This window comes from Streptomyces sp. NPDC020731 (genome assembly GCF_044334705.1).
Taxonomy (GTDB): Bacteria; Actinomycetota; Actinomycetes; order Streptomycetales; family Streptomycetaceae; genus Streptomyces.
Map to the genome: position 1 here is coordinate 1 of NZ_JBIRTN010000006.1, position 12,490 is coordinate 12,490.

At 71.7% G+C, this 12,490-nt stretch carries 13 protein-coding genes; 4 read left to right on the forward strand and 9 right to left on the reverse strand.

Features of this window, described 5'->3' with window-relative positions; all coding sequences use genetic code 11:
- Positions 1-125: 125 nt before the first annotated feature.
- From ACH4VX_RS10725 to ACH4VX_RS10735, 3 genes are all read right to left on the reverse strand, one after another.
- A complete protein-coding gene (locus tag ACH4VX_RS10725; RefSeq protein WP_398367001.1) occupies positions 126-1,151 on the reverse strand; it encodes a 6-phosphofructokinase in 1,026 nt (341 codons plus the stop codon).
- A 214-nt stretch (positions 1,152-1,365) separates the two neighbouring features.
- Positions 1,366-2,094 carry a type 1 glutamine amidotransferase gene (locus tag ACH4VX_RS10730; RefSeq protein ID WP_398367002.1) on the reverse strand — a complete coding sequence of 243 codons (729 nt, stop codon included), beginning with the start codon at positions 2,092-2,094 and terminating at the stop codon, positions 1,366-1,368.
- A 26-nt stretch (positions 2,095-2,120) separates the two neighbouring features.
- Entirely contained in the window at positions 2,121-3,359 is a 1,239-nt protein-coding gene (locus ACH4VX_RS10735) for a MurT ligase domain-containing protein (RefSeq protein WP_398367003.1), read from the reverse strand.
- Between the two features lie 146 nt (positions 3,360-3,505).
- Between ACH4VX_RS10735 and def the strand changes: the two genes are divergently transcribed.
- Complete coding sequence (gene def, locus ACH4VX_RS10740; RefSeq protein WP_398367004.1) at positions 3,506-4,051, forward strand: peptide deformylase; 546 nt, start codon at positions 3,506-3,508, stop codon at positions 4,049-4,051.
- Positions 4,052-4,140: 89 nt separating this feature from the next.
- Here the strand turns inward: def and ACH4VX_RS10745 are convergent, their stop codons facing one another.
- Complete coding sequence (locus ACH4VX_RS10745) at positions 4,141-4,782, reverse strand: TetR family transcriptional regulator (protein WP_398367005.1); 642 nt, start codon at positions 4,780-4,782, stop codon at positions 4,141-4,143.
- A gap of 170 nt (positions 4,783-4,952) precedes the next feature.
- On the opposite strand from ACH4VX_RS10745, the gene ACH4VX_RS10750 reads away from it, so the two are divergent.
- Both ACH4VX_RS10750 and ACH4VX_RS10755 read left to right on the forward strand, forming a co-directional pair.
- Positions 4,953-6,179, forward strand: coding sequence for an acyl-CoA dehydrogenase family protein (locus ACH4VX_RS10750; protein WP_085571887.1), 1,227 nt, complete (start codon positions 4,953-4,955; stop codon positions 6,177-6,179).
- 103 nt (positions 6,180-6,282) lie between these two features.
- On the forward strand, positions 6,283-6,930 hold the full coding sequence (locus ACH4VX_RS10755; RefSeq protein ID WP_398367006.1) for a transcriptional regulator: 648 nt from the start codon (positions 6,283-6,285) through the stop codon (positions 6,928-6,930).
- A gap of 69 nt (positions 6,931-6,999) precedes the next feature.
- On the opposite strand, the gene ACH4VX_RS10760 is transcribed toward ACH4VX_RS10755, so the two are convergent.
- The 5 genes from ACH4VX_RS10760 to ACH4VX_RS10780 form a co-directional block, all read right to left on the reverse strand.
- The gene (locus ACH4VX_RS10760; RefSeq protein WP_004991175.1) at positions 7,000-7,236 is read right to left on the reverse strand and encodes a DUF6213 family protein; all 237 of its coding nucleotides are present in this window, start codon (positions 7,234-7,236) and stop codon (positions 7,000-7,002) included.
- Positions 7,237-7,261: 25 nt separating this feature from the next.
- The gene (locus ACH4VX_RS10765; protein ID WP_398367007.1) at positions 7,262-8,647 is read right to left on the reverse strand and encodes an NADP-dependent succinic semialdehyde dehydrogenase; all 1,386 of its coding nucleotides are present in this window, start codon (positions 8,645-8,647) and stop codon (positions 7,262-7,264) included.
- Positions 8,648-8,723: 76 nt separating this feature from the next.
- Positions 8,724-9,188: an NUDIX domain-containing protein gene (locus ACH4VX_RS10770; RefSeq protein ID WP_398367008.1), complete on the reverse strand. Its 465-nt coding sequence runs from the start codon at positions 9,186-9,188 to the stop codon at positions 8,724-8,726.
- The gene (locus ACH4VX_RS10775) at positions 9,185-10,723 is read right to left on the reverse strand and encodes an ATP-dependent DNA ligase (protein ID WP_398367009.1); all 1,539 of its coding nucleotides are present in this window, start codon (positions 10,721-10,723) and stop codon (positions 9,185-9,187) included. Before ACH4VX_RS10775 ends, ACH4VX_RS10770 begins: the two co-directional genes overlap by 4 nt.
- Before the next feature lie 51 nt (positions 10,724-10,774).
- Positions 10,775-11,719 carry an NAD(P)/FAD-dependent oxidoreductase gene (locus ACH4VX_RS10780; protein ID WP_398367010.1) on the reverse strand — a complete coding sequence of 315 codons (945 nt, stop codon included), beginning with the start codon at positions 11,717-11,719 and terminating at the stop codon, positions 10,775-10,777.
- Between the two features lie 77 nt (positions 11,720-11,796).
- Between ACH4VX_RS10780 and ACH4VX_RS10785 the strand changes: the two genes are divergently transcribed.
- The gene (locus ACH4VX_RS10785) at positions 11,797-12,372 is read left to right on the forward strand and encodes a helix-turn-helix domain-containing protein (RefSeq protein WP_398367011.1); all 576 of its coding nucleotides are present in this window, start codon (positions 11,797-11,799) and stop codon (positions 12,370-12,372) included.
- Positions 12,373-12,490: the final 118 nt, after the last annotated feature.

Below are 12,490 nucleotides of genomic sequence, written 5' to 3' on the forward strand. Positions count from 1 at the left end.
CGCCACCGGGCTGTTGCCACCAGGTACGACAAACTCGCCGTCCGCTACGAAGCGACCGTGCTGGTCGCGGCCATCAACGAATGGCTGTGACCAGCACTTTCGCAACAGACCCTAGGCCCGGAGGGTCACAGCACGCACTCCGCCTCCGCGTACCGCGAATCCGGCACCGTCTTCAACGTCTCCACCGCCTCCGCGAGAGACACCATCACGATGTCCGTACCCCGCAGCGCGGTCATCCGTCCGAACTCCCCCCGGTGCACCGCCTCCACCGCGTGCCACCCGAACCGCGTGGCCAGCACCCGGTCGTACGCCGTGGGCGTCCCGCCCCGCTGCACGTGCCCGAGGATCACCGGCCGCGCCTCCTTGCCGAGCCGCGACTCCAGTTCCAGGGAGAGCTGCCGGGCGATGCCGGCGAACCGCTCGTGGCCGTAGACGTCCTTGCCGCCCTCGTCGAAGTCCATGGTCCCGGCCTTCGGCTTGGCCCCCTCCGCGGCGACCACGATCGCGAACCGCTTGCCGGCCGAGAACCGCTCGCCGACCTTCGCGGTCAGCTCGTCGATGTCGAAGGGCCGTTCGGGTACGACGACGGCGTGCGCGCCGGCCGCCATGCCGGAGTGCAGCGCGATCCAGCCCGTGTGCCGGCCCATGACCTCGACGATCAGCACCCGCTGGTGCGACTCGGCGGTGGTCTTCAGCCGGTCCAGGGCCTCGGTCGCCACGCCGACGGCCGTGTCGAAGCCGAAGGTGACGTCGGTGACGGCGATGTCGTTGTCGATGGTCTTCGGCACACCCACTATCGGCAGGCCGTTGTCCGACAGCAGCCGGGCCGCCTTCAGCGTGCCCTCACCGCCGATCGGGATGATCGCGTCGAGGCCGAGTTCCCGGACGTGCCCCCTGGCCCGCTCCACGCCGTCCCGCAGATGCTCGGGGCGTACCCGGGAGGAGCCGAGGATCGTGCCGCCGCGGGCGAGGATGCCGCTCACGGCGTCGAGGTCGAGCTTGAGGTAGTCGCACTCCAGGAGGCCCTTCCAGCCGTCTCGGAAGCCGATGACCTCGTCGCCGTGGTCGACGACGGCACGGTGCACGACGGACCGGATGACGGCGTTCAGGCCGGGGCAGTCGCCGCCGGAGGTGAGGACACCAATGCGCATAGCCCGAAACAACCTTCTCGATGTGGGCCGGGACCGGACCGCGTTGTCCGGCTCGATCTCCGCCACCCTAGTCGCTCCGGGGGGCGGGACCGCACCTGGCGTCCGCCTGCTGGACGACCCCGCTCACCTGTGCGGACCAGCCGTCAGACGGGCCGGTCACGCCCGTCCGACGCCCAGGTGCCCGTGCCCCGCGGGTGCGGGTCCGCGGACCTTCTCAGGCGGGCTGCTGCGCCGCCGCGATCCGCTCGCCCCGCAGTGCCTCGTACCACCGGTCGTCGGTCGGCGGCAGCGCGTTGACGTCGAGCGCCAGCTTCAGCAGCAGGTCCGCGATCTGCGGGTTGCGGGCCAGCACCGGACCGTGCATGTACGTGCCGAAGACGGTTTCGTTGAACGCGCCCTCCGTGCCGTCCCCGGTGCCGTTGCCGTTGCCGAAGCGCACCTGGGCGAGCGGACGGGCCGAGGGACCCAGGTGGGTGATGCCCTGGTGGTTCTCGAACCCGGTCAGCGGGGGCAGACCCAGCTGCGGGTTGACGTCCCCCAGCACGTCGCCCACGCACCGGGCGCCCTCACCGCGCACCGAGACCACGTCGAGCAGGCCGAGACCGGGCTCGCGCTGGCCGAGGTCGTTGATGAACTCGTGGCCGAGGATCTGGTAACCGGCGCAGACCGAGAAGACGATCGCGCCGTTCCCCACCGCCCGGTGCAGACCGCCGTCCCGGCGCAGCCGCTCGGCGGCCAGCCGCTGCGGACGGTCCTCGCCGCCGCCGATCAGGTAGATGTCGCCGGAGGTCGGGATCGGCTGGTCGCTGCGTACGTCGAGCCGCGCCACGTCCAGGCCGCGCTGCCGCGCCCGGCGCTCCACGACGAGGACGTTGCCCTGGTCGCCGTATGTGCTGAGCAGGTCCGGGTAGATCCACACGACCCGCAGCTGGTTGTCGCTCACTTCAAGTCCCCTGGGGGTGTCGTTGGTCAGTTGCCGACGCGGCGGCGCAGGTCCTGGAACGCGGTGTAGTTGGCGATGACCTCGATCCGGCCGGGCGGGCACAGCTGCACCGCCTGGTCGAGGTTCTCGCAGACCTGGAACTGCTGGTCCGCGACCTCCAGGCGCACCGCGAGGTCCAGCTTCCGGTCGCCGACGACGCAGATCGGGTGGCCGGTCAGCCGGGTGTAGTCGACGTCCCACAGCCAGGAGGTGTCGGTGCCGTCGGCGCCACGCGCGTTCACCGAGAGGATCACCGGCGTGGGCGGCGGGTCGATCAGCGAGAACGTCTCGAGCCAGCCCGCGGGATTCTTGGCGAGCAGCAGGCGCAGGTCACGGCCCTCGAACTGCACGACGTCGTAGCGGCCGGCCACGGCCTGGACCTGGTACATGCGCTCCAGGGCGACCTGCGGCGGCACCCCGAAGACGGCGGCGACGGCCGCGGAGCTCGCGGCGTTGGCCTTGTTGGCGCGGCCCGGCAGCTGGAGGTGGATCGGCCAGGCGGAGCCGTGCGGGTCGAGCACGTGGTCGCCGGAGAGCGCCCAGCTCGGCGTCGGCCGGCGGAAGCCGCACTCGCCGCAGAACCAGTCGTCGCCCGGGCGCTGCATCACACCGCCGCAGGACGGGCAGGACCAGGCGTCGTCCTTCCACATCTGGCCGGCGGCGACCCAGATCACGTTGGGGGAGGAGGAGGCGGCCCACACCACCAGCGGGTCGTCGGCGTTGGCGACGATCACGGCCTTGGAACCGGCCAGGCCCTCGCGCCAGTTCTCCGCGAGCATCCGCGTCTCGGCGGCGCGGTCCAGCTGGTCACGGGAGAGGTTGAGCAGCGCGATGCACTTGGGGTCGGTGTCCCGGGCGACGCCCGCGAGGTACTTCTCGTCGACCTCGATGACGCCGAACTTGGCCTCCGAGCCACCGGCCAGCGCCGACGTGATGCCGGCCGGCATGTTGGCGCCGAGCGCGTTGGAGACGACGGGCCCCGCGGCCTGCAGCGCCTCGGCGATGAGCCGGGTGGTGGTGGTCTTGCCGTTGGTCGCCGAGACCAGGACGCAGTCCAGGTTCTGCGCGAGCCGGGCGAGGAGATCGGGGTCGAGTTTGAGCGCCACCCGGCCGCCGATCACCGAACCGCTGCCGCGCCCGGCGGCGCGGGACGCCGCCGCGACCGCCTTGCCCGCGGTCACGGCGAGCTTGGCCCGCGGCGAGAGCGGGTCCGAGTTGCCTGCCATCAGTTCTCGATCCTCCTTGCGTACGCGCCGCGTCTGTGCCTGACGGCCACGTGGTGAGACCTCAGCCTATCGAGATCCATTCGCACTCCAGAACCGCGGCACCATCGTGAGACGGGCGCTGCTGGAAGGACCGTACTCTTGCCGCCATGCGACACGGCTCCATCCCCGGCGTCCACGGACGTGTGCGGCCCCTCACCCTGCTCGGCGACCCGGTGCTGCACGCGCCCTGCCGGGAGGTCACCGAGTTCGGCCCGGAACTCGCCCGCTTGGTGGACGACTTGTTCGCCACGATGTACGCGGCACAGGGTGTGGGTCTGGCCGCCAACCAGATCGGCGAGCCGCTCAGGGTGTTCGTCTACGACTGCCCGGACGACGAGGACGTCCGCCACCTGGGCCATGTGGTGAACCCGAGGCCGGCCGAGACGGACGGGGTGGTGGTGCGCGGCCCCGAGGGCTGTCTGTCCCTGCCCGGCCTGGAGGCGGCGACGGAGCGGTACGACCACGCGGTCGTCGAGGGCTTCACGGTGACCGGCGAGCCGGTCACCGTCCACGGCACCGGGTTCTTCGCCCGGTGTCTGCAGCACGAGTGCGACCACCTGGAGGGCCGGATCTACGCCGACCACCTGACCGGGTGGCGTCACCGGAAACTGATGCGACAGGTGGCCCGGGCTTCTTGGCACCGGGGGGACTGAACCCCCGGGGACGCGGGGCCGTACGCGGCATGCGGCTCCGCCGCGTGGGCGCGACCGGTCGCGTACGGCCCGCACGCGACCGGCAGCGGTCAGAACCCCGGCCCGCCGACCTTGTCGCCCGCGGCCGCCAGCCGCCCCCACAGCAGATCGGCCAGACTCCGCACCAGCTCCGCCCGTGAGCAGGGCCGTTCGCCGAGCCACCAGTCGCCTGCCGCGTGCATCATGCCGACGATGCCGTGCCCCCACACCCGGGCCAGCTGCTGGCCGCCCGGCCCGAGGTCCAGTCGTTCCCCGATGACCTGGGCCAGCTCCTCGCCCATCCGGCGCAGCAGCGGCGCCGAGTGCTTGCCGACGTCGAAGCCCTGGTCGCTCTGTGTCTCCTCCGCCGGGTGCATCAGGAACCGGTACACCTGGGGGCGTGCCTCGATCGCCGAGAGATAGGTGTCCAGGGTGGCCTCGACCCGTTCGCGCCGGTCCGCCGGGGCGTCCAGCGCGGCCCGCAGCGAGTCCAGCAGCGCGTCGGTGTGCCGCTTGGCCAGGGCGGCGTAGAGTCCTCCCTTGTCACCGAAGTGCCGGTAGAGGATCGGCTTGGTGATGCCGGCCTCGGCGGCGATCGCGTTCATCGAGGCCCCCGGGCCGTCGCGCAGCACCACCCGGTCGGCGGCCTCCAGCAGCTCGCGCCGGCGTCGGTCGGCGGACCGCTGCTGATCGGTCCGCTGTGTGGTGTTCATGAGCTCTCCCCACCCGTGCTGATTCGGTGACGCCTGCGCAAACTAACACTGAAGGCGATGCGGTCATCGAACGGGATGCCGACCGGTCCTGGGGAGTTGACTTTCCCTACCCACCGGTAACAGACTCGGGGTTACCGCAAGTAACATGCACGTGTGCCGCTGGAGGGGTCATGGCCGAGTTCACCATGGAGCTCAATGACGAACAGAAGGAGGTCCGGGACTGGCTGCACGGCTTCGCCGCCGATGTGATCCGCCCCGCGGCCGCCGAATGGGACGAGCGTGAGGAGACTCCCTGGCCGGTCATCCAGGAGGCCGCCAAGGTCGGCATCTACTCCCTGGACTTCTACGCCCAGCAGTACTTCGACGCAACCGGCCTCGGCATCCCGATGGCCATGGAGGAGCTCTTCTGGGGTGACGCCGGCATCGCCCTGTCGATCGTCGGGACCGGCCTGGCCGCCGTCGGCGTCCTCGCCAACGGCACCGAGGAGCAGATCGGCACCTGGATCCCCCAGATGTACGGCGACGCCAACGACGTCAAGGTCGCCGCGTTCTGCTCCTCCGAGCCCGACGCCGGCTCCGACGTGGCCTCGATGCGCACCCGCGCGGTGTACGACGAGGCCAAGGACGAGTGGGTGATCAACGGCACCAAGACCTGGGCGACCAACGGCGGCATCGCCAACGTCCACGTCGTGGTCGCGGTCGTCGACCCGGACCTCGGCTCCAAGGGCCACGCCTCCTTCATCATCCCGCCGGGCACCCCCGGCTGCTCCCAGGGCCAGAAGTTCAAGAAGCACGGCATCCGCGCCTCGCACACCGCCGAGGTCATCCTGGACGACGTGCGCGTCCCCGGCTCCTGCCTGCTCGGCGGCAAGGAGAAGCTGGACGAGCGCCTCGCCCGCGCCCGTGAGAAGGCGAAGCAGGGCGGTGAGCGCGTGAAGAACGCCGCGATGGCCACCTTCGAGGCGTCCCGCCCGGCCGTCGGCGCCATGGCGGTGGGCACCGCCCGCGCGGCGTACGAGGTCGCACTCGACTACGCGACCACGCGTGAGCAGTTCGGCCGCCCGATCATCGACAACCAGGGTGTCGCCTTCCAGCTCGCCGACATGCGCACCCAGATCGACGCCGCCCGGCTTCTGGTGTGGCGCGCCTCCTGGATGGCGATCAACGGCAAGCCGTTCACGGCGGCCGAGGGCTCGATGTCCAAGCTGTTCGCCAGTGAGACGGCCAAGAAGGTCACCGCCCAGGCGATACAGATCCTCGGCGGCAACGGCTACACCCGCGAGTACCCGGTGGAGCGCATGCACCGTGACGCCGCGATCTACACCATCTTCGAGGGCACGAGCGAGATCCAGCGCCTGGTGATCGCCCGCACCCTGTCGGGCATGCCCATCCGCTGAGGCCGGCCACCCGGGCGACCCGGTGGTGCGGGCGGCACCGCCGGGTTACCCCTGCTCCGATCCCGGGGAAGGCTCGTGCGTGACCGACGCGAGGGAGGACGCGATGACACGCACGGCCCGGGAGCTGCTGGAGACGACCACCAGGGAACTCGCCCCCGACCCGGGGTCCAACCCCCTGGTTCCCCTCATCGCCCGTGGTGAGGCCGACCGGTCCACCCTGGCCACGCTCGCCCTGGAACAGCGCTGGGTGATCCCGGCGGACCGTCGCGCCTTCCTGCATCTGGCGGAGCGGGCCGACCCGGAGTCGGCCGCGTACTTCACCGCCCTGGCCGAGGGCGAGGCCCTGGCGGCGGAGTACCTGGAAACCTTCACGGCCGCGTGCGGCGCGGACGAGACCCGGGCGGACGCGTACACCCCCCTGCCGGGCTGCCAGTCCTACCCCGCGTACGTCGCGTGGCTGGCCCTCAACGCGGACCCGTCCGACGTGGTGCTGGCCCTGACGGTGAACTTCTCGGCCTGGGGCGGCTACTGCGCCACGATCGCCGAGGCCCTGCGCACCCACTACGCCTTCGGGGACGAAGCCTGCGCCTTCTTCGACTTCTTCGCGCAACCGGCCCCCGACCTGGACAACGCGGGTGTCGACGCGGTCCGGGCGGCCTTGGACGAGGGGCGCCTCGACAAGAGCCGCGCACACCAGTACGCCCGCCTGCTCCAGGCGTACGAGGCGATGTTCTGGAAGGCGCTGGTGTAGCCCCCGGGGGGCGCGGGGAACTGCGCGATCAGCCACAGAGGTCCCGCGCCCGGCACCCATGGGAAACCCCTACGGCGCACCCCCACTGCTGTGGGCGATACACGCCACGTCGATCCGATCGGCCAGCTTCGCAAGCTCGATCGTCAGCGCGGCCACCGTGTCCTCGTCGAGCCCGTCCTCCCCCGCCTCGACAAGCCGGACCCACCGTCCACCCACCGTACGCAGCAGCTTGCTGACATCGGCAGCGGCCACCTGCAGGGTCCCGCGGTCGTCGACGATCAGAGGCAGAGTCACTTCGCGGTTCACAGTCGGGATCGTAGTCGCGCGGACATCACGCACCCTGCCAAACCGTCGTGATGTTGCAGAACTCGCGGATTCCGTGCCCGGACAGCTCACGCCCGTACCCCGACCGCTTGATCCCGCCGAAGGGGAACGCCGGGTGGGACGCCGTCATCCCGTTCACGTACACGCTTCCCGCCTCCAGGTCCCGTACGAACCGGTCGACCTCTGCCTCGTCGCGGGTCCAGACGTTGGAACTCAGCCCGAAGTCGGTGTCGTTGGCGATCAGGACCGCCTCGTCCACGTCCGCCGCGCGGTAGAGCGTGGCGACCGGGCCGAAGGCCTCCTCGCGGTGGATGCGCATCTCCCGGCCGATGCCGGCCAGCACGGTCGGCGGGTAGTACCAGCCGGGTCCGTCGGGGCGCTCGCCGCCGCACAGCACGGTGGCGCCGGCCCGTACGGCGTCGTCGACCAGTTCCTCCAGGTCGTCGCGGCCCCGTTCGCTGGAGAGCGGGCCGACGTCGGTCTCCTCGTCCATCGGGTCACCGACCTTCAGCGCCTTCATGCCCGCGACGAAGCGCTCGGCGAAGGCGTCGTAGACGTCCGTGTGCACGATGAACCGCTTGGCGGCGATGCAGGACTGCCCCGTGTTCTGCGTCCGCGCGGTGACCGCCACCTCGGCGGCCCGGTCCAGGTCGGCGGACGGCATGACCACGTACGGGTCGCTGCCGCCCAGCTCCAGCACCGTCTTCTTGATCATCTCCCCGGTGGTGGAGGCGACCGCGCGGCCCGCGGGCTCGCTTCCGGTGAGGGTGGCGGCCTTCACCCGCTCGTCCCGCAGGATGTCGTCGACCGCGGCGGAGCCGATGAGCAGGGTCTGGAAGCAGCCCTCGGTGAAGCCCGCGCGGTGGAAGAGGTCCTCGAGATACAGGGCGGTCTGCGGCACGTTCGAGGCATGCTTGAGCAGTCCCACATTGCCCGCCATCAGCGCGGGCGCGGCGAACCGCACCACCTGCCACAGCGGGAAGTTCCACGGCATCACGGCGAGGACCGGGCCGAGCGGACGGTAGCGCACCAGAACCCGGGAGGCGCCGGAGTCCTTCACATCGGCGGCGTCGGGTTCCTCGTCGGCGAGGAGTTCCGCCGCGTGGTCGGCGTACCAGTGCATCGCCTTGGCGCACTTCGCGGCCTCCGCGCGGGCCTGCTTGACCGGTTTGCCCATCTCCGTGGTGATCACCCGGCCGATGGTCCCCCGGTCCTCGTCGAGGATCTCGGCGGCCCGGTGCATCAGGCGGGCGCGCTCCTCGAAGGTCGTCGTCCGGTACGTACGGAACGTGGCCTCCGCGAGCTGGATCCGGTGCCCGATCTCCTCCTCGTCCATGGGGTGGTACGTCTTGACCGTCTCGCCGTTCGCCGGGTTCACCGTGGCGATGTGCATCGCTGACCTCCCTGGGGCGGGCTGTGCTTTCCGACCCTCCCGCGCGGTGGTGGGCGGCGCAACGCGGGAGGTCTTCTCAGGGCGAGTGCTCCGCCAGGCGGTCGAGAAACGCGGCCTGGGCGGAGACGATCACGTCGCGGGCCCGGTCCAGGGGGAACCACGCCACCCGGTCGATCTCCGGGAACTCCTGGATCCGCCCCGATTTCGGCGGCCACTCCATCCCGAAGGTGCCGGGGACGACCGCCGCCGGATCGAGGTCCGCCTCCACCGCCCAGGCCGTGACGGTCTTCCCGCCGGACTGCCGGACCTCCCCGAGCGGCAGCGCCTCCCCGTCCGGTGGCGGCAGACCCAGCTCCTCCCGGAACTCGCGGCGCGCCGCCTCCCAGGCCGGCTCATCGTGGTCGTACTCGCCCTTCGGCACGGTCCACGCCCCGCTGTCCCGCCGGGCGAAGAACGGGCCGCCCATATGACCGAGCAACACCTCGATGCCCTGACCGGTGTGTCGGAACAACAGCAGTCCGGCGCTCCGGGCGCCCTTCACGGTCGTACCTCGGGGTGCGTGGCGAGCAGGGTCTCGACCGTGTCCGCCTCCTCGGGGCGCTTGTCCTCGCGGTAGCGGATCACGCGGGCGAAGCGGAGGGTGACGCCGGCCGGATAGCGGGTGGAGCGCTGGAGGCCGTCGTAGGCGATCTCCACGACGAGTTCGGGGCGCACCGTCACGACGTATCCACTGTCGTCGACCGCCAGCTCCCGCAGCCGTTCGGTCTGCCAGGCCAGCATCGTGTCGGTCAGGCCCTTGAAGGTCTTGCCGAGCATGGCGAAGCCGCCGTCGGCGGTGCGGGCGCCCAGGTGCAGATTGGAGAGCTTCCCGGTGCGGCGGCCGTGTCCCCACTCGGCGGCCAGCACCACCAGGTCGAGCGTGTGGACGGGCTTGACCTTCAGCCAGGACGCGCCGCGCCGGCCGGCGTTGTAGGGGGAGTCCAGGCCCTTGACCACGACGCCCTCGTGGCCGCGCTCCAGCGTCTCGGCGAGGAACACCTCCGCCGCGCCCAGGTTCTCGGGGCCCGCCACCAGGGTGCGGCGCACCCGCATGGGCTCCGGGACCAGCCGGGTCAGTTCCGCGTGGCGCTCGGTGAACGGCAGGTCCAGCAGGTCACGGCCGTCGACGGAGAGCGCGTCGAAGAAGACGGGGGAGACGGGGACCTCACGGGCGGCCGTGGCCACGTCCACCCGTGAGCCGACCCGTCCGGCGGTCTCCTGGAAGGAACGGGGACGGCCGGCCCCGTCGAAGGAGACGACCTCCCCGTCCAGGATGAAGCGCTCGCTCCGCAACCGAAGGGCCGCTGCCGTCACTTCCGGCAGCCGGCTCGTGATGTCGTCGAGGGTGCGGGTGTGCACGCGCACGGTGTCCCCGTCGCGGTGGACCTGGACGCGGATGCCGTCGAGCTTCTCCTCGACCGCGCAGGTCCCCAGCTTCTCCACCGCCTCGGCGACCGAGGCGGCGCTGTGCGCCAGCATCGGCAGCACCGGTCGGCCGACGGTGAGCCGGAACCGCTCCAGCGCCCCGGGGCCGTCCGCCAGCAGCGCCTCGGCCACCGACTGGAGCGAGCCGGCCAGCATCACGGCCCGCCGTACGTCCGCCGGGGGTGCCCCGGTCGCCCGCGCCAGCCCCTCCACCGCGACCGCGTCCAGGGCACCCTGCCGGACCTCCCCGGTGAGCAGCCCGGACAGAAACCGCTGCTCGTCCTCGGTGGACGCGCCCAGCAGCTCGCCGACCAGCCGGGCCCGCTCGGCCTGCGATCCCGCACCGGACACCTTGCCCAGCCCGGTGAGCAGCGCGTCGACCTCGCGCACCGTCAGGGACGGCTCGGCGGCCGGGACGACCGGCCGGCTCAGCACCTTCCAGCCGACCCCGATGCGGCCCTGCGGCAGCCGGCCGGCCAGATACGGGATGACGACCGGCACGTCGTCCGCCTCCGCCTCCCGGAACAGCTCGGCGAGCAGAGCGATCTTCCGGGACCGCGCCGAGGTGGCGGCGACCTCCTGGGACACACGGGCCAGCCGGGACAGCAGCATGGGGCCATGGTGCTACGGAGGCGGGCGCTCCACACCCCCGCCGTCCGGCGCCTACCCGTTCACCGCGGCGTCCAGGTCGGTCATCAGCAGGTCCCCGACGATCGCGGCCGCCGCGCGGTAGCCGCCGCTCGCCGCGTGCACCACCTGCTCGGCGAAGCCGATCGTGTTGCCCGCGGCCCAGACCCCGGGCACCGTGGTCAGGCCGGTCGAGTCGATCACCGGGTACGTGCCGAACGGGGTCTCGTTCATCTCGGCGCCCAGTGCCTCCAGCAGAGACGTCTGCGGCACCGGGCGCGGGCCGGCGAAGAGCACGGAGCGGGCGTGGGTGGTGCCGCCGGCCAGCCGCACCCCGGTGAGCCGGTCGTCCTCGACCACCAGCTCCGCGACCTCACCGGGCACCACCTCGACCCCGGCGGCGGCCAGCCGGCGCAGGTCCAGGTCGGACAGTTCCTCCTCGGCGACCTCGTGCAGGAAGAAGGTGACGTCCTTCGACCACTGGGACACCATCAGCGCCTGGTGCACGCTCGCCGCGCTCGACGCGAGCACACCGAACGGCTCGTCGCGCACCTCCCAGCCGTGGCAGAACGGGCAGTGCAGCACGTCCCGCCCGAACCGCTCGGCGACCCCGGGGACCGCCGGCATCTCGTCCTTCAGCCCGGTGGCGACGACCAGCCGCCGGGCGCGTACGGCCGGTCCCGCGCCGAGTACGACGGTGAAGTCCCCGTCCCTGGTGACGTCCGTGACCCGGTCCCGGACGAGCTCCACGCCGTAGCGCGCGATCTCCTCCCGGCCCAGCGCCAGGAACTCGGCCGGTGCCATCCCGTCCCGGGACAGATAGCCCTGCATGTGCGACGAGGGCGCGTTGCGCGGCTCGCCCGCGTCGACGACCAGCGTGCGGTGCCGGGCCCGGCCGAGCACCAGCGCGGCGGACAGCCCCGCCGCCCCGCCGCCGACGACGACCACGTCGTACGTCTCGCTTCCGAATGTCTCGTTCATCGTGACCACCTCCACCACGACAGTCGCCCGGGCACTGCCGCATTGACAAATGACTTTGCCGAATCTGCAATACCGGTATGACTACGGACGACGTTCTCGCGGAAGTGGGCCCCCGGCTGCGGCGGATCAGGAAGGAGCGGGAGGTGACTCTCGCGGCACTGTCCGAGGCGACCGGCATCTCCGTGAGCACCCTCTCCCGGCTGGAGTCCGGACTGCGCAAACCCAGTCTGGAGCTGCTGCTGCCGATCGCGCAGGCCCACCAGGTGCCGCTGGACGAACTGGTCGGCGCGCCGCCGGTCGGCGATCCGCGCATCCGGGCCTCCGAGCCGATCCAGCACTACGGCCGCACCCACTGGCCGCTCACCCGCCAGCCCGGCGGCCTCCAGGCGTACAAGGTGCTGGAACCGAAGCGGCGGCTGGAGCCGGAACCGCGCACCCATGAGGGCTACGAGTGGCTGTACGTACTGTCCGGGAAGCTGCGGCTGGTGCTCGGCGAGCACGACGTGGTGCTGGCGGCGGGGGAGGCGGCCGAGTTCGACACGCGGGTGCCGCACTGGTTCGGGTCGACGGGGGAGGGGCCCGTGGAGTTCCTCAGCCTGTTCGGGCCGCAGGGGGAGCGGATGCATGTGCGTGCGCGGCCCAAGCGGGGGTGACGGACGGGGGCGTTCCCTCTCCGGTGTCCCTTCCAGGGGTCCCAAGGGTTCCAGGGGTCTCTTCCCGGTGTCTCTTCCCAGTGGGCAAGCGACCGCTTAGTATGTGGTGGACCCGGTC

Coding starts and splice junctions, on each gene's coding strand:
- ACH4VX_RS10725 (WP_398367001.1), bottom strand. CDS start 1,151: ATGCGCATTGGTGTCCTCACCTCCGGCGGCGACTGCCCCGGCCTGAAC.
- ACH4VX_RS10735 (WP_398367003.1), bottom strand. CDS start 3,359: ATGGCAGGCAACTCGGACCCGCTCTCGCCGCGGGCCAAGCTCGCCGTG.
- def (WP_398367004.1), top strand. CDS start 3,506: ATGCGACACGGCTCCATCCCCGGCGTCCACGGACGTGTGCGGCCCCTC.
- ACH4VX_RS10745 (WP_398367005.1), bottom strand. CDS start 4,782: ATGAACACCACACAGCGGACCGATCAGCAGCGGTCCGCCGACCGACGC.
- ACH4VX_RS10750 (WP_085571887.1), top strand. CDS start 4,953: ATGGCCGAGTTCACCATGGAGCTCAATGACGAACAGAAGGAGGTCCGG.
- ACH4VX_RS10755 (WP_398367006.1), top strand. CDS start 6,283: ATGACACGCACGGCCCGGGAGCTGCTGGAGACGACCACCAGGGAACTC.
- ACH4VX_RS10765 (WP_398367007.1), bottom strand. CDS start 8,647: ATGCACATCGCCACGGTGAACCCGGCGAACGGCGAGACGGTCAAGACG.
- ACH4VX_RS10775 (WP_398367009.1), bottom strand. CDS start 10,723: ATGCTGCTGTCCCGGCTGGCCCGTGTGTCCCAGGAGGTCGCCGCCACC.
- ACH4VX_RS10780 (WP_398367010.1), bottom strand. CDS start 11,719: ATGAACGAGACATTCGGAAGCGAGACGTACGACGTGGTCGTCGTCGGC.
- ACH4VX_RS10785 (WP_398367011.1), top strand. CDS start 11,797: ATGACTACGGACGACGTTCTCGCGGAAGTGGGCCCCCGGCTGCGGCGG.